This window comes from Plantibacter sp. VKM Ac-2885 (assembly GCF_015351205.1).
GTDB lineage: Bacteria > Actinomycetota > Actinomycetes > Actinomycetales > Microbacteriaceae > Plantibacter > Plantibacter auratus.
The window spans coordinates 205,152-221,058 of sequence record NZ_JADKSK010000001.1; the positions used below are offsets into that span (position 1 = coordinate 205,152).

At 68.8% G+C, this 15,907-nt stretch carries 14 protein-coding genes; 10 read left to right on the top strand and 4 right to left on the bottom strand.

The features are described 5' to 3' along the window. The first annotated feature begins 27 nt into the window (after positions 1-27). The 5 genes from ITJ66_RS01020 to ITJ66_RS01040 all read left to right on the top strand — a co-directional run bounded on the left by ITJ66_RS01020 (position 28) and on the right by ITJ66_RS01040 (position 7,355). Positions 28-2,037: a beta-galactosidase gene (locus ITJ66_RS01020; protein WP_194642897.1), complete on the top strand. Its 2,010-nt coding sequence runs from the start codon at positions 28-30 to the stop codon at positions 2,035-2,037. Beyond that, the gene (locus ITJ66_RS01025) at positions 2,034-2,978 is read left to right on the top strand and encodes a carbohydrate ABC transporter permease (protein WP_194642899.1); all 945 of its coding nucleotides are present in this window, start codon (positions 2,034-2,036) and stop codon (positions 2,976-2,978) included. Before ITJ66_RS01020 ends, ITJ66_RS01025 begins: the two co-directional genes overlap by 4 nt. Then, positions 2,975-3,844, top strand: a complete 870-nt coding sequence (locus tag ITJ66_RS01030; RefSeq protein WP_079704354.1) for a carbohydrate ABC transporter permease — start codon at positions 2,975-2,977, stop codon at positions 3,842-3,844. Before ITJ66_RS01025 ends, ITJ66_RS01030 begins: the two co-directional genes overlap by 4 nt. A 78-nt stretch (positions 3,845-3,922) precedes the next feature. Continuing rightward, on the top strand, positions 3,923-5,245 hold the full coding sequence (locus tag ITJ66_RS01035) for an ABC transporter substrate-binding protein (protein ID WP_085511468.1): 1,323 nt from the start codon (positions 3,923-3,925) through the stop codon (positions 5,243-5,245). Between the two features lie 7 nt (positions 5,246-5,252). Further along, positions 5,253-7,355 carry an alpha-galactosidase gene (locus ITJ66_RS01040; RefSeq protein ID WP_370582528.1) on the top strand — a complete coding sequence of 701 codons (2,103 nt, stop codon included), beginning with the start codon at positions 5,253-5,255 and terminating at the stop codon, positions 7,353-7,355. 85 nt (positions 7,356-7,440) lie between these two features. On the opposite strand, the gene ITJ66_RS01045 is transcribed toward ITJ66_RS01040, so the two are convergent. The 4 genes from ITJ66_RS01045 to ITJ66_RS01060 all read right to left on the bottom strand — a co-directional run bounded on the left by ITJ66_RS01045 (position 7,441) and on the right by ITJ66_RS01060 (position 9,472). Further along, complete coding sequence (locus ITJ66_RS01045; protein WP_119863533.1) at positions 7,441-7,854, bottom strand: peptidoglycan-binding protein; 414 nt, start codon at positions 7,852-7,854, stop codon at positions 7,441-7,443. 81 nt (positions 7,855-7,935) lie between these two features. After that, positions 7,936-8,337 carry a peptidoglycan-binding protein gene (locus tag ITJ66_RS01050; protein WP_165766954.1) on the bottom strand — a complete coding sequence of 134 codons (402 nt, stop codon included), beginning with the start codon at positions 8,335-8,337 and terminating at the stop codon, positions 7,936-7,938. 88 nt (positions 8,338-8,425) lie between these two features. Further along, positions 8,426-8,857: a hypothetical protein gene (locus tag ITJ66_RS01055; protein ID WP_194642901.1), complete on the bottom strand. Its 432-nt coding sequence runs from the start codon at positions 8,855-8,857 to the stop codon at positions 8,426-8,428. Positions 8,858-8,932: 75 nt separating this feature from the next. Beyond that, a complete protein-coding gene (locus ITJ66_RS01060) occupies positions 8,933-9,472 on the bottom strand; it encodes a hypothetical protein (protein WP_137242905.1) in 540 nt (179 codons plus the stop codon). A 215-nt stretch (positions 9,473-9,687) separates the two neighbouring features. Between ITJ66_RS01060 and ITJ66_RS01065 the strand changes: the two genes are divergently transcribed. The 5 genes from ITJ66_RS01065 to ITJ66_RS01085 all read left to right on the top strand — a co-directional run bounded on the left by ITJ66_RS01065 (position 9,688) and on the right by ITJ66_RS01085 (position 15,869). Then, on the top strand, positions 9,688-10,593 hold the full coding sequence (locus tag ITJ66_RS01065; RefSeq protein WP_228501413.1) for a carbohydrate ABC transporter permease: 906 nt from the start codon (positions 9,688-9,690) through the stop codon (positions 10,591-10,593). Further along, complete coding sequence (locus tag ITJ66_RS01070; RefSeq protein ID WP_228501415.1) at positions 10,590-11,528, top strand: carbohydrate ABC transporter permease; 939 nt, start codon at positions 10,590-10,592, stop codon at positions 11,526-11,528. Before ITJ66_RS01065 ends, ITJ66_RS01070 begins: the two co-directional genes overlap by 4 nt. A gap of 95 nt (positions 11,529-11,623) precedes the next feature. Further along, positions 11,624-12,958, top strand: coding sequence for an ABC transporter substrate-binding protein (locus tag ITJ66_RS01075; protein ID WP_194642903.1), 1,335 nt, complete (start codon positions 11,624-11,626; stop codon positions 12,956-12,958). 39 nt (positions 12,959-12,997) lie between these two features. After that, entirely contained in the window at positions 12,998-14,902 is a 1,905-nt protein-coding gene (locus ITJ66_RS01080; RefSeq protein ID WP_194642905.1) for a BNR-4 repeat-containing protein, read from the top strand. Between the two features lie 73 nt (positions 14,903-14,975). After that, positions 14,976-15,869 (top strand): LacI family DNA-binding transcriptional regulator, encoded by an 894-nt coding sequence (locus ITJ66_RS01085; RefSeq protein ID WP_194642907.1) that lies wholly within the window; start codon positions 14,976-14,978, stop codon positions 15,867-15,869. The last annotated feature ends 38 nt before the right edge of the window (positions 15,870-15,907 follow it).

Consider the following 15,907-nt stretch of genomic DNA (forward strand, 5'->3'; position numbering starts at 1 on the left):
GCACGTTCACAGATCGCGGAAGGCACCATGAGCACGACCCCCACGTTCAGCCACGACGGCATCGCCTACGGCTGCGACTACAACCCCGAGCAGTGGGATCGGTCCGTCTGGCGCGAAGATGTCGCGCTCATGCAGGAGGCGGGCGTCGACCTCGTCGCCCTCAACATCTTCGGCTGGTCGCACCTCGAGCCACGGCCGGGGGAGTTCGACTTCGCCGGGCTCGACGAGATCCTCGACCTGCTCCACGAGGCCGGCATCCGGGTCAACCTCGGGACCGGCACCGCATCGGCGCCACCGTGGCTGACGTTCCGGCACCCGGAGATCCTCCCCGAGACCGAGGACGGGACGACGCGCTTCCCCGGCGGTCGCCAGGCCTGGTGCCCGTCGTCCGCGGTCTTCCGTCGCTACGCCCTCGAACTCGTCGAGCGCGTCGCTGAACGCTACGGCGAGCACCCCGCCGTCGAGCTCTGGCACGTGTCGAACGAACTCGGCTGCCACAACGCGCTCTGCTACGACGACGAGAGCGCCGAGGCCTTCCGGGGCTGGCTCCGCGCCCGCTACGAGACGATCGAACGCCTGAACACCGCGTGGGGCACGTCGTTCTGGAGCCAGCAGTACAGCGACTTCGCCGAGATCCTGCCGCCGCGCTTGACCCTGTCGAGCCGGAACCCGAGCCAGGTCATCGACTTCCACCGCTTCTCCTCCGACGAGCTCCTCGGCTACTACCGGGCCGAGCTCGAGGTCCTGCGCCGCCACAGCTCGGTGCCAGTCACGACCAACTTCATGGTCACCGCGCACATCCGGAACCTCGACTACTGGCAGTGGGCGCCCGAGATGGACGTCGTCGCCAACGACCACTACCTCGACAACCGCCTCGCGGACCCCACGGCCGAACTCGCGTTCGCGAGCGACCTCACGCGCGGTCTCGCGGGTGGCGGTGCGTGGTTGCTCATGGAGCAGTCCACCGGCGCGGTCAACTGGCAGCCGCAGAACCTCGCGAAGGCACCGGGCGAGATGACCCGCAACTCCCTGACGCACGTCGCGAAGGGCGCCGAGGCGATCTGCTTCTTCCAGTGGAGGGCGTCGCTGCAGGGCTCGGAGAAGTTCCACTCGGCCCTCCTGCCGCACGCGGGTACCGACTCGGACGTGTGGCGCGAGGTCGTCGAGCTGGGCGGCACCCTCGACCGACTCGACGAGATCACCGGCACGCGCGTCCAGGCCGATGTCGCCCTCCTCTTCTCCTGGGAGAACTGGTGGGCCGCCGACGGCGAGAGTCGCCCGACCCACGCGATCGACCACCTCTCGCAGGTCCACGCGGTCCACGCGTCGCTGCGTCGTCTGGGTCACACCGTCGACGTCGTGCGTCCGGGCGCCGACCTCTCCGCCTACCGGCTCGTCGTCGTCCCGAACCTGTACCTGGTGCGCGACAGCGAGGCCGCGGTCGTCTCGGACTTCGTCGCAGCCGGTGGGCACGCCGTCGTCACGTTCTTCAGCGGCATCGCCGACGAGGAGGACCGGGTCCGCCCCGGCGGCTACCCCGGCGCGTTCCGTGAGCTGCTCGGCGTCAACGTCGAGGAGTTCGCCCCCGTCCTCCCCGGCCAGGTGCTGACGCTCGCGTCGGGCCGGACCGCGACGGCCTGGTCCGAGCGGACCCGCGCCCGCGGTGCCGAGGTCGTCGACTCCTTCGCCGACGGCCCGTCGGCCGGTCGCCCGGCCGTCACGCGCAACCGCATCGCGGGTGGCGGCGACGCCTGGTACCTCGCGACGAACCTGGATGCCGTCGCGCTCGACGAGGTGCTCCGCGACGCAGCCGCGGGGGCCGGGGCGCTGCCGCAGGGTGATCCGGACCAGCCGGGCCTCGAGGTCGTCCGCCGCGCCGATGAGGGACGGAGCTACCTCTTCCTCATCAACCACTCGACGAACGACGTCGAGCTGCCGGCCAGCGGGCGCGAGCTCGTCACCGGCGAACCCGTCGACTCCATCGCACGCGTGCCAGCCGGCGCCGTGCGCGTCATCAGAGAGGACCGCACGCGATGAGCGTCAACATCGAGACGGCCGAGGCGACGTCGCCACGGCCCGTCCGCCCGCCGAGGGCGGCCAAGTTGCCGAAGGCGGTGGTGCAGCACAAGCGGGCGATCGCGATCTTCATCGTCCCGTTCGCCGTGCTGTTCACGCTGTTCTACCTCGTGCCGATCGGGTACGCGGTCTACCAGTCGCTGCTCGTGATCGAGCGTGACGGCACCTTCGGTCAAGCACGGGAGGTGTTCGGCGGACTGGCGCAGTACGTGCAGGTCTTCCAGAACGGCCCGTTCTGGCAGTCCGTCGGACGGGTGCTCCTGTTCGGCGTCGTCCAGGTGCCGGTGATGCTCGGGCTCGCGCTCCTCTTCGCGCTGCTGCTCGACTCACCGCTCCTACGAGGCAAGCGGTTCTTCCGTCTCGCGTTCTTCGTCCCGTACGCGGTGCCCGGCGTGATCGCCGCCATCATGTGGGGCTTCCTCTACTCGCCGAACCTGTCGCCGTTCACCGCAGTCACGCAGAGCGTGGACTTCCTCTCGGCCGACCTCGTGCTCTGGGCCATCGCGAACGTCGTCACCTGGGTGTTCGTCGGCTACAACATGCTCATCATCTACTCCTCGCTGCTCTCCATCCCGACGGAGATCTACGAGGCCGCCCGGCTCGACGGCGCCGGTCAGGCGCGCATCGCCTGGTCGATCAAGATCCCGCTCGTGATGCCGGCGATCGTGCTCACGGCGATCTTCTCGATCATCGGCACGCTGCAGCTGCTCGCCGAGCCGCAGGTGTTCCGCACCTTCAGCTCGGCCGTCAGCAGCACCTTCACCCCGAACCTCACCGTCTACACCACCTCGTCCATCCCGAACGTGAACCTCGCAGCCGCCTTCTCGGTCGTGCTCGCGTTGGCGACCTTCGTCCTCTCCTTCGGGTTCCTGAAGTTCACGCAGCGAAAGGAAGGCAAATGACCGCCATCCTGTCCACCGGCCGCGGCCCGCAGGAGAGCCGCCTGTCGCGCGCCGGCGCGCTCATCGTGATGCTCGTCTTCACGCTCTACTTCCTCATCCCCATCTGGTGGCTGTTCATCGCCTCGACGAAGTCGTCAGCGCAGTTCGGCAACTCGGCTCCGCTCTGGTTCGCTGACTTCAACCTGTTCGAGAACATCGGCCAGCTCGTCGCCTACCGCGACGGCGTCTACCTCAAGTGGATGCTGAACTCGGTGCTGTACGCCGGCCTCGGCGCACTGCTCGGCACGCTCTTCGCGGCCATGTGCGGCTACGCCCTCGCGAAGTACCGGTTCCCGGGACGCGACCTGATCTTCAACGTCGTCCTCGGCGGTGTGCTCGTCCCCGCGACCGCGCTCGCGCTCCCGCTGTTCCTCATCTTCAGCCAGGTGGGCCTCACGAACACGTTCTGGGCGGTCTTCCTGCCCTCGCTGGTGAGCCCCTTCGGTGTCTACCTGACGCGGATCTTCGCGGCGTCGAGCGTGCCCGAGGAACTCCTCGAGGCCTCGCGTCTCGACGGTGCCGGTGAGATCCGGACCTTCTTCACCATCTCCGTGCGACTCATGTTCCCGGCGCTCGTCACCGTGTTCCTCTTCCAGTTCGTCGCCATCTGGAACAACTTCTTCCTGCCGCTCATCATGCTGCGCGACGAAGCCCTGTTCCCGGTCACCCTCGGGCTCTACTCCTGGAACTCGCAGGTCAACCAGATCCCCGAGCTGCGCCTCTACGTCCTCGTCGGCGCATTCCTGTCGATCATCCCGCTCGTCATCACCTTCCTCCTGCTCCAGCGGTTCTGGCGCTCCGGCCTCGGTGCCGGCGCCGTGAAGTAGTCGGACCGACGAGCTGACACTCCTCTCCATCCCGCACCAACACCCATCCCGCACCATTCACAGAAGAACGGATTCGCTATGAACCTCAAGAGAACAGCGGTCGCCGCAGCGGTGCTGTCGGCCGTCGTCCTGAGCGGCTGCTCCTCCACCGGGTCGGAGGGCGGCAGTGCTGCTGCCTCCTGCGCCCCGGCCGAGGGCAAGGTCGACCTCAGCTTCACCTCCTGGATCCCCGGCATCGAAGAGGTCGTCGACGTCTGGAACAAGGAGAACCCCGACATCCAGGTCAAGGTCCAGACCGGCCCGAACGGCAACAGCGGTACGTACCAGAACTTCTTCAACCAGCTGAAGGCCGGCAACGCCCCCGACCTCGGCCAGATCGAGTACGACGCCCTGCCGAACTTCCGCGTGCAGAACGGCCTCATGGACCTCGGTGCGTGCGACGACGTCATGGCCGCCAAGGACGACTTCGTCGACTGGACCTGGGGTCAGGTCTCGCTCGGTGAGTCCGACTCGGTCTACGCCGTCCCGCAGGACTCCGGCCCGATGGCCATGTTCTACCGCGCCGACCTGTTCGAGCAGAACGGGATCGCCATCCCGACGACGTGGGCCGAGTACAAGGAGGCCGCCAAGCAGGTCCGCGCCACCGGTGCCTACATCACCAACTTCTCGCAGGGTGACATCAACCAGTTCGCCGGCTTCGTCTGGCAGGCCGGCGGCAGCTGGTTCGACAACGACGGCTCCGACTGGACCGTCGATCTGACCGACCCCGCCTCCAAGAAGGTCGCCGACTACTGGCAGGACCTGATCGACGAGGACCTCGTCTCGACCGTCCCCACCTGGACGACCGAGTGGGACAACGCCTACAACTCCAGCGCCGCCTGGACCTGGAACTCCGCCGTCTGGGGCGCGAACTCCATCGCGTCGGGTGCTCCCGACACCGCCGGCAAGTGGGCCGTCGCGAAGGCTCCACAGTGGGAGGCCGGCGACTCCGCGGCTGGCAACTGGGGCGGTTCCTCGACCGCCGTCTTCACCGGTTCCAAGCACCCCTATGAGGCGTCGAAGTTCGCGCTGTGGCTGAACACCTCCGATGAGGCGCTCACCATGCTCAACAAGAGCGCCAACATCTACCCGGCGACGAAGGAGGGCCTGAACCTGCCCGTCCTCAAGGAGGGCGTCGACTTCTACGGCGGACAGCCGATCTACGATGTCTTCGCGGAGGCTTCCTCCGAGGTGTCTGAGGACTTCGCCTGGGGTCCGACGATGACGCAGACGTACAACGACGTGTCCGACGGCTTCAAGGCTGCGGTCTCCGGTGACGGAACCCTGCTCGACGCTCTCACCAAAGGCCAGTCCGCGACGATCGACGCCCTGAAGGCGCAGTCCATCCCCGTCAAGGAGTAACAGAACAGTGATCCACCACCTTCGTGCCGCGGGCGTCAGCCTGATCGTCGACGCCCGCGGCACGAAGGTGCCCACCATCCTCCACTGGGGAGCCGATGTCGGCGAACTCGCCGCCGACTCCCTCATCGCCCTCGCCCACGGGCTGACGCCGGCGATCCCGCCCTCCTCCATCGACGCCCCGCCGCGCCTCAGCCTCCTGCCCACCGTGTTCGACGGTTGGAGCGGCCGCCCGGGTGTCGGCGTGCACCGGCCGGGCGGAACCGATGCGTCGAACCTGCTCGCGCTGCGGCTGATCGACCAGCAGGCCACCGACACCTCGCTGATCCTGACGACGTCCGACGAGCGCGCCGCGGTGACGATCGTCTCGACGATCGAGTTGACCCCCCAGGGTGTGCTTCGCGTCCGGCACACGGTGCGGAACGACGCCGAGGTCGACCGACCGCTCGCCGTCGACGCCCTCGCCGTCGTGCTCCCGGTTCCCGGCCGCGCCACCGAACTCCTCGACTTCACCGGTCTCTGGACGCACGAGCGCACGCCGCAGCGCCACCGCCTCGGGCAGGGTGCCTGGACGCGCGAGCACCGTCACGGACGACCCGGTCACGACGACGCGTTCCTGTCCGTCGCGGGCGCACCCGGCTTCGACTTCCGCAGCGGCGAAGTGTGGGCGACCCACCTCGCGTGGAGCGGCGACAAGGTGATCTGGAGTGAGCGCTCGCCACTCGGTCCCGTGGTCACCGGCTCCGGTGAACTCCTCGCGCCCGGTGAAGTCACGCTGGCACCGGGGGAGACCTACGAGTCGCCGTGGACGGTCGCCGTCTACTCCGACGCGGGTCTCGACGGCGTCTCCGCGCGACTGCACCCCTGGATCCGCTCGTGGAGCACGATCACGAAGCCCCGCCCGGTGGTGTTGAACACCTGGGAGGCCGTGTACTTCGACCACGACCTGCCGACACTGCTCACCCTCGTCGAGCAGGCGAAGCGCGTCGGTGTCGAGCGGTTCGTCCTGGACGACGGTTGGTTCACCGGTCGCACGGACGACCGCCGTGCGCTGGGCGACTGGTTCGTCGACCCGGAACGCTGGGCGGGCGGGCTGTCGCCACTCATCGACGCGGTCAACGGCGCCGGCATGGACTTCGGCCTGTGGGTCGAGCCGGAGATGGTGAACCCCGACTCCGAGCTCGCGCGCACGCATCCCGATTGGGTCCTCGGGCATCCGGACGCTCCGACCTGGCGCTTCCAACGGGTGCTCGACCTGGACAACCCGGACGTCTTCGCGTACCTCCTCGGACGACTCGACGCGTTGCTGACGGAGTACGACATCGCGTTCCTCAAGTGGGACCACAACCGTGACCTCCTCGGCGGCTCGGCGCACCGGCAGACGACGGCGCTCTACCGACTGCTCGACGAGGTGCGTGCGCTGCACCCCGGTGTCGACATCGAGTCGTGCGCGTCAGGTGGCGCGCGGATCGACCTCGGCATCCTCGAGCGGGTCGAGCGGGTGTGGACGAGCGACACGAACGACCCGCTTGAGCGGCAGTCGATCCAGCGCTACACGGCGCTCGTCGTTCCACCGGAGTATCTCGGCGGTCACCTCGGTGCGGCCCGCTCGCACACCACCTGGCGCACCTCGGACCTCGCGTTCCGCCTCGCCACGGCGCTCTTCGGGAGCGCTGGCATCGAGTGGAACCTCAACGAGGCGAGCGAGTCGGAACTCGAGTTGATCGCGGCGTGGATCGCGCACTACAAGCGCCTCCGCCCGCTGCTGCACACGGGCGAGGTCGTCCGCATGGACAGCGCCGACCCGGCACTGCACGCGCACGGTGTGATCGCCCAGGACCGCTCGTCCGCGATCGTCGCGCAGGTGGCGCTCGCCGCGCCGCTGACGGCGATCCCCGCGCCGCTCCGGGTGCCCGGCCTCGATCCCGAGCGTCGCTATCGGGTCCGCCCACTCGACCTCGGCGCGCCCGCCCGGTCGATCCAGGACGTGCCGCCGGTGTGGCTGACCGAGGGCTCGGTCGTGCTCACCGGCCGCGCGCTGGCCGAGGTCGGGATCGCGATGCCGCTCCTCGCTCCCGAGCAGGCGCAGCTCTTCACCCTCGACGCGGAGTAGCCGCCGCGTTCGTTCGCCCGTTCCCGGGCGAACGAGAACTCCCTCGCCCGAACACGGGCGAGGGAGTGTCGTCGTGCGGGTCCGGTCAGATGTTGCAGCCTGAGGCGCGCGCCGCGTCGTACGGGTACCACGAGATCGGCCCGGGGCCCATCTGCGGCCCGCAGAGGATGTTCCAGGTCTCGGCGCCCACGACGCCGTCGACCTGCATGCCCCAGTACGTCTGGAAGGCGACGACGGCTGCTCGGGTCTGGTCGCCGAACTGGCCGTCGACCTCCAGGTTGGTCACACCACCGGGGATCCTCGGTCCGAAGGCGTTGAGCAGGGTCTGGATGTTGGCGACGCAACTACCGTCGCCGCCGGCGGAGTACTGGTAGTCGACGCACTGGCCCGCCGCTTGGGCCGGTGCAGCCGTGGCGACCCCGCCGACGGAGCCGGCGATGGCGAGACCGAGGGCGGCCCCCGCGATGGTGATCCTGTTGCGCATCGTTCGTGTGGTCATGTCATGTTCCTCTCGGTCGACTGCTCGGACATCACGAGCGTAGGTCGAGCGTCTCGAGCGGTGAATGGGGAGTGGTGCCCATCAGATGTTGCAGCCGGAGGCACGAGCAGCATCGTAGGGGTACCACGTGATCGGCCCGGGGCCCATGTGCGGGGTGCACATCTGGGCCCAGGTGTCGGGGCCGACGACCCCGTCGGGCTCCACGCCGAAGGTGCTCTGGAGCGCCATGACGGCCGTTCGCGTCTGCTCGCCGAACTGGCCGTCGACCTCCAGCTGGGGACCTCCGGTCTTGAAGGCGTTGAGGAGCGTCTGGATGTTGGCGACGCACCCGCCGTCGCCGCCGATGGAGTACTGGTAGTCGACGCACTGACCTGCGGCTTCGGCTGGGGCGGCGGTGGCGACCCCGCCGACGGAGCCGGCGATGGCGAGACCGAGGACGGCCCCCGCGATGGTGATCCTGTTGCGCATCGTTCGTGTGGTCATGATGTTCCTCTCGGTCGACTGCTCGGACCCCACGAGCGTAGGTCGAGCGTCTCGAGCGGTGAATGGGCAGTGGTGCCCATGCCCGGGTTCAGTCCGCGAGGAGATCGGGCGGGGTGACGACCAAGCAGAGGACGCCCCAGAACATCGCGCCGAACACCGAGAGGACGACCGGCAGCGCGACCAGGTCGGCTCCCGTGCCGGCCAATCGGGTGAACTCCACCGACCACATCCAGACGACGAGATCCAGCACGGCTGCTCCTCCGGCCAGAGCTCGCTGCACCCGACGGTTCGCCTGCCACGACTCGCGGAGCCCGGCGAGGCCGAGTATCGCGGCGACTACGGACAGCACGAGCGGGACTGCGACCATGAGCCAGGTCGGCGCGGTACCGTCGACCACTCCGTTCCGGTCGACGTGGACGTCGAGCGTCGGGGGTGCGGTCGGGAGAACGGTCCAGGCAGCGACGATCCCAGCTGTCAACGGGAGGCACATCATCCCGGCCGAGACGACTTCGCGGACCATCCTGCTCATCGGTTCGCCCCCCCCAGCGCCTCCGGTGTCTGTTCGTTCGCCCTTCTTCGGGCGAACGAAGCGCGGTCAGTCGATGCCGATGTCCTCGCCGACGACGGTGATCTGGGCCGGGACGGGCCACGGGTGGTCGCCGACGGGTGCGAGACGGACGAGCTCGGTGACCCGGGGCGCCGGCGCACCCGCGGAACCGATGAGCCAGCCGCCCACGAGGAAGGTGGTGCCGGGGACCGACCAGACGGCGATGCCGGTCACTCCGAAGTCGCCGTAAGCGCCATCGGAGAACCGCACCGTGACGAGGTCGCCGTGTGAGAGCTCGGCGAGCTGAGCGGCGACAGCACCGGCGTCGGGGTCGACGGGGTCGAGCTCGGGGATCGACTCGAGCACCTGCAACGGCTTCGTCGGCTTGCCGTTCTGATCGAGTGCCGTGCCGGCCAGGAGGAGTCCGCCGATGATCGGCGAGCGGCGGGCCCGGCCGACGAGGTCGAACACGCCGTAGCGGGGCACGCTCAGACGCGCTTGCAGTGAAGCAGCGTCCTCGGCCGACTCGATGGCGGCCGTGAGGCCTTTGATGTCGCGGCGAGCAGGAGCGCTGAGGTCGTAGTTCACCCATCAACTCTCCCATGTCCACTCCGGCAGCGGACGGACGCTCTTAAGAGACAGTTTCAATCAAGTACGAACAGTCCGTTATTGAACCGTGACCACCGCGCGTTGACCTGTCACGCGGACACCGGGCATGCTGAACAACACTTGGCCGCTGATAAGAGCGCCGCCGCCCCAGGAGGCCCCGCATGCAGCGGAATGCTCCTCACAAGGATGTGAGTATGACGACTTCACAGTTAGATACAGTTTCGAACAAACCAAGACGGATGCCGGACGGGATGTTCGCGTTCGTCCTCGTCCTCCCGGGGCTCGCGCTCCTGGTGGCGGTCGTCGCCTATCCGCTGCTGACCGCGCTCGTCACGGCGTTCTTCAAGCAGAGCCTGGTCGTCCCCGGACGCGAGTTCGTCGGATTCCAGAACATCATCGACGTGCTCCAGGGTGACTTCCTCAAGCTGCTCGGGCAGACCATGGTCTTCACCCTCGGGACGACCATCGCCCCCTTCATCATCGGCTTCGCGCTCGCCCTCGCGCTCAACACGCGCATCCGCGGTGCCAAGATGCTGCGCGGACTCATGCTGATCCCCTGGCTCGTTCCGGGTGTCGTCGTGTCGTTCCTCTGGATGTGGATCTTCAACGCGAACTACGGGGTGGCGAACGCCGTCCTCGGCCTGTTCGGGGTCGACGCGCAGGCCTGGCTCGCCCAACCGCAGACGGCGATGTTCGCCGTGATCGTCGCCAAGACCTGGCAGTCCTTCCCCTGGATCATGGTCATGCTGCTCGCCGGCCTGCAGACCGTGCCACAGGAACTCCATGAGGCGGCCGAGATGGACGGCGCCGGGACCATCCGACGCTTCTTCTCGATCACGGTCCCGCAGCTGAAGGGCATCATCGGCCTCGTCCTGCTGCTCGAGTTCATCTGGAACTTCCAGCACTTCGACATCATCTACGTCCTGACGGGCGGCGGTCCGGCCGGGAGCACCCAGACCTTCGCCACCGCCGTCTACGAGACCGCCTTCCGCGGCTTCGACCTCGGCCACGCGGGCGCCCTCGGACTGCTCTGGCTCATCCTCCTGATGGCGCTCGTCGTCGTCTACGTCCGATTCTCGGAGAAAGGCGAGCAGAAATGAGCGTCTCCACCGCCCCGCTTGCACCGCAGGACACCACACCGGACCCGCAACCGCCGTTCGTCGCGACCGAGCTCGGCACGCTGCGACGCCGACCGTCGCTCTTCCGCTCGGAGAGCCGGGCGGTCCGGATCAGCGCTTGGGTCGCGGTGATCGTCTGCGGCGGCTTCGGGCTGCTGCCGGTGTACTGGTTGCTGGCCACCTCGCTGACCCCGCGAGCCCAGGTCTTCTCCTACCCACCGAAGCTCTTCCCCACGGAGATCAGCTTCGAGGCCTACACCGCCCTCGCATCGAACCCGGACCTGTTCGGCTACCTGCGGAACAGCATCATCGTGTCCGTCATCACCGCCCTGCTGTCCGTGATCGTCTCGGCCTACATGGGCTACTCGTTCTCGAAGTTCCGCTACCGCGGGCGTCGATCCCTCATGTACTTCGTGCTCGCCTCGCAGATGTTCCCGCAGGCGTTGCTGCTGATCACCCTGTACTCGGTGTTCAGCGCCTACGGACTCCTGAACACCTATGCGGCGCTGGTGCTCTCGTTCACGACGTTCACCCTGCCGCTGTGCGTCTGGATGCTGAAGGGGTTCTTCGACACGATCCCGGACGAACTCATCGAGGCGGCTCGCGTCGACGGGGCGTCTCGACTGCGGATCATCCACTCCATCGTGCTGCCGCTGTCCGCACCCGGCCTGGTCGCCGCGGGCCTGTTCGCCTTCGTCCGCGGGTGGAACGACTTCATCTTCGCGCTCACCCTGGCGGGTCCCGACAAGCAGACGCTCCCGCCCGGCCTCGTGAACACCTTCGTCGGCGAGGCCGCCACGGCCTGGCCCGAGCTCATGGCCGCATCGCTCGTCGTCTCCCTACCCGTGGCGATCGCGTTCATGGCCCTGCAGCGTCACCTCGTCGGCGGACTGACCGCCGGTGCCGTGAAGGGCTGAGCGCAGCACCCCGAACCGGCCCGCGGCCGGGCCTCCCCACAATCCGTTCCACCAACCCAGACACGTCCCACCAGGATCACGCTCGAGGAGGAGCCATGTCCCACACCACCCCGTCCTTCGCCACCGCCGCACAGCAGACCGTCATCACCCGCCGCCGCGCCCTGCAGTTCCTCGGCATCGGCGTCGCCGCGGCCACCCTCGCAGGGTGCGCCCCGACCGGAGCCGCCCCAGGAGCCGGCTCCATCCCGAAGGCGACCGCCGGCGGAACCGCGACCGACTTCGACTTCGCGAGCTGGTCGCTCACCGAGAAGGCTTCGGCACCCGCCATCCAGAGCCTCCTGCAGAAATACGAGGGCAAGGCCAAGATCGACGTCGGCGAGGTCTCCTTCCCCTACAACGAGTACATCAACCAGCTCATGCTGCAGGTGCGCGGCGGGCAGTTCTCCGGCGTCGCCCACGTCGACGTCGCCTGGCTCGGTTCGCTCGCGAGCCTCGGCAAGCTGCAGGACGTGTCCGGGTTGACCGAAGGACGTGGCTACACGAAGGCGGGACTCACGGCCGCGTCGTTCGACGGCGTGCAGTACGGCCTCCCGTGGACGATCGGCGCGATCGGCCTCGTCACCAACCAGGCGATCCTCGACCAGGCCGGCATCGGCGAGTTCCCCACGACGATCGACGAGTTCGAGGGCTCACTCAAGCAGCTCAAGGGCCTCGGCAACGGCATGATCCCCTACGCGGCGTCGACGAAGGCCGCGCAGCTGAAGGACATCCTCATCTGGATGCAGACCTTCGGCAGTCCGCTGGTCGACGGGGACACCGTCACGATCGGCGACGACGCGAGCATCGAGGCGGTCACCTGGTACAAGAGCCTGTACGACCAGGGCCTCATCGCAGCAGACGTCGACCGCTTCGACGCACGCTCATTGTTCGCGCAGGGACGCACCGCGATCTACGACGACGCGATCGTCGGACGGAGCGCCGTGACCGGCGAATCACCCGACCCCGACTTCGCGAGCAAGCTGCAGCCGGTCTCCCGGCCGGTCCTCAAGCAGGGGGACACGCCCCGTGCGCTCGTGTGGGGCGGGGCGCTCGCCGTGGTCGACGGTCCGGCCGCCGGCACCGCAGCGGACTTCGCCCAGTGGGTCACGTCCGACCCGGAGACCGTGCTCGAGGACTTCGCTGCCCGTGGTCTGCCGCCGGCGACCGAGGACGCGCTCAACTCCGACGCCGTGAAGAACGACTCGTTCGCCACGAACTTCAGCGACCGGATCACCAAGACGAGCTCGACGAACCCGTTCTGGAAGTTCGTCCAGTACTCGCAGATCGAGACGAAGATCGCGGAGAAGGTGCAGGCGGTCCTCGTCGGCCAGGAGAAGCCCGCTGAAGCCATGAAGGCCGCCGGGGCAGCCGCGCAGAAGCTCGTCGGCTGAGCCGCGGATCGGACGATCGTGACCGGCACCGGGGGAACCATGCGACGCAGCTCATCGAACACCGTCCGCGCGCTCGCCGCGGCCGCACTCACGGTCCTCGCGCTGGGGGTGACGGCGCCGGCGGTCGCCGCTCCAGGAGGACCAGTGCGGAGCGACGAGGGTGCGAGTACGGTGACCGACTCGGTCGAGACCGTGCCCGTCACCGTCGACACGTCGAACCAGGCCGGCTGGTGGCGACCGCTCGACGTCGTCGACGGTGTCTCCTACTTCGCCTTCAACGCGCCGGCGTCCACCGCGTCCAAGCACGAGGTGCACCTGGCCTCGCGGGGCGCGGACGGGACATGGACCGAAGGGTGCCTGCGCTCGACGGCCGGCGGTGCCTGCGTGACCTTCACCGACGACAACGGTCACAACCAGCCGTCGATCGTGGTCGACGGCGACGGCATCATCCACGCCTTCGTGTCGATGCACAACGAGCAGTGGAACGTGTTCCGGTCCAGTGCACCCGGCGACGTCACCTCGCTCGTGGAGACGACGTCGTCCATGCCCGACCTCGACGCGGCGATCACCTATCCGGTGACGGCGCGCGGGCCGGACGGCGACGCCTGGGTACTCGTGCGCGTCGGGACGGACGCACAAGGACGACGTGAGGGGCGGCTCTATCGGTACGACCTCGACACCGGTGTCTGGGAACGCGAAGCGGTGGTCGCCGCAGCGACCGGCTACTCCTTCTATCCCGACGACCTCGAGGTGGACGCCGACGGCCGCGTCCACGTGCTGTGGGAATGGGGCCCATTCCCGGCGGACCCGGCGCGGCACCTCGGGTCGTACGCGACGTACGACCCGTCCGACGGTTCCTTCGCCGACGTCGCGGGGACAGCGCTCACCGGACCGATCACCCCGACCACCCCGGGATCCGTCGTCTGGCGCCCCTTCGGTGCCGGTGAGGCCATCGGCAGCTACACGCCGGCGCTGCAGACCGCGAAACTCGCCCTCGATGGCACGGCGCTCGCGGGGATCGTCTACCGGTTCGTCGAAGCCGACGAGACCGCATACGACGTCCGCTACGCCTCATGGGACGGCGGAGCCTGGAGCGACGAGTCGCTCATCGACGTCTCCGCGCTCGGTTCGGGCGTCTCGACGGTCGCTGGCATCGACACGACGAGCGCCGGTGGTGTCGACCGCGTGTACGCGGTCCTCGCCGTGCAGGTGTGCGGCGAGAACCGCAGCCAGGTGGTCCGACTCGAGCGCGGGGGAGCCGACTCGGGCTGGGCGGCTCGTGCGGTGGGTGATCCGGCGTCCGGCCCGCAGCGGCTGCGAGCGGAGACCGCGAGCGGGACGGACGTCCTCTATCTGACGGCGCCGGTCAGCGAGACCACCCGCGGGACCTTGCGTTGGGCCTCGATCCCCCGCGGTACGGCCGCGGAGACCGGCGGCACCACGCTCGCCGACATCGTGTCCGGACTCCGAGGCGAGCTCGGCGGGACGAACGTCGCGCTCGGAGCCACCGTGACGGCCTCCTCCGCGCTGCGAGCCGACACCGGCGGGGCACTCGCCGTCGACGGCGTGTGCACGGACGCGAGTCGCTGGATCTCCGCGGTCGGCGACACTGCACCCACGATCACGGCCGCCTGGCAGACCCCGACGGCGCTCGCCGAGGTCAGGGTCAAGAGCGGCTACGCCGGGGGAGCCTCGACCGATTCGGTGCTCCGTGACTTCACGATCGAGATCCGGACGGGCGGTGCCTGGGTCGAGGTCGGACGGTTCGACGACAACGCCGCAGGCACCGTCACCGCGTCCGTGGACGGACTCGTGGTCGACGCGGTGCGCCTCCTCATCACCGACCCGTCCGCCTCGGCGACCGACGTCGCGCGGGTCTTCGAGATCGAGGCGATCGCGGCACCGGCCACCGAATCCGCGAGGAACGACGATGTCCCGGGATAGCGTTGTGCTCAGTCGGGACCGCAACGGTCCCGAGCGGCCGGGATCCACCCGGTCAGCAGTGAGGAGCAGCACCATGTCGGACGCCGCCTTCGGCTCCCAGCGGTCGGCACCGGTACCGCGCCGTTCGCGCACGGGCATGGTGGCGCTCGCCGTCCCGAACCTCGACGAACCGTACTTCGCGGAGCTCACGACGCTCCTCGTCCGCGGCGCCGACGAGCGCGGACTGTCGATCCTCATCCAGCACACCGAGGGCGACCACGACCGCGAGGTCGACATCGCCAACGGGGTGGGCCTGCCGCTCACGGACGGACTCATCCACATCCCCCGCTCGCTGACGGTCGGCGACCTCACGCGGCGGACCTCCCCGGGGCCCCTGGTGCTCCTCGGCGAGCACATCCAGGTGAGCCCGTTCACGCACATCTCCATCGACAACCGGGCGGCCGCCGACGCCGCGACGACGCACCTCGCCGAGGCCGGCTGCTCTCGTATCGCGTTCATCGGGCCCAGGGACGAACGTCCGTCCGACGCGGCGGATCAGCGGTACGCCGGGTATCGGGACGTGGTCGCGCGGCTCGGGCTCGCGCAAGAGCCCTCGCTCATCGGGCACGTCGACGCGTTCACCCCCGAAGAGGGACGCCGCGTGATGCGTCGGATGACCGCCGAGGGCGTCGAGCTCGACGGCGTCGTCTGCTCCAACGACTCGATCGCCTTCGGCGTGCTCGCGGGCCTCCACGAAGCCGGCCGACGGGTGCCCGAGGAGGTCGCGGTGATCGGCATCGACGACGTCCACGCCGCCCAGTTCTCGACCCCGTCACTCACGACGGTCGCTCCCGACTACGACGCGATCGTGCGCGCGGCCTTCACCGAGCTCGAACGCCAGATCGCCGCCCCGCCCGGTGCCGACACCCCGGTCCGGCACGTGGTCGTCGACGCGCGGATCGTCGTGCGCGACAGCACGGCACGCTGAGGTCCATGAGCGGCAGGGCAGGCCGGCGCTCCGCTGTG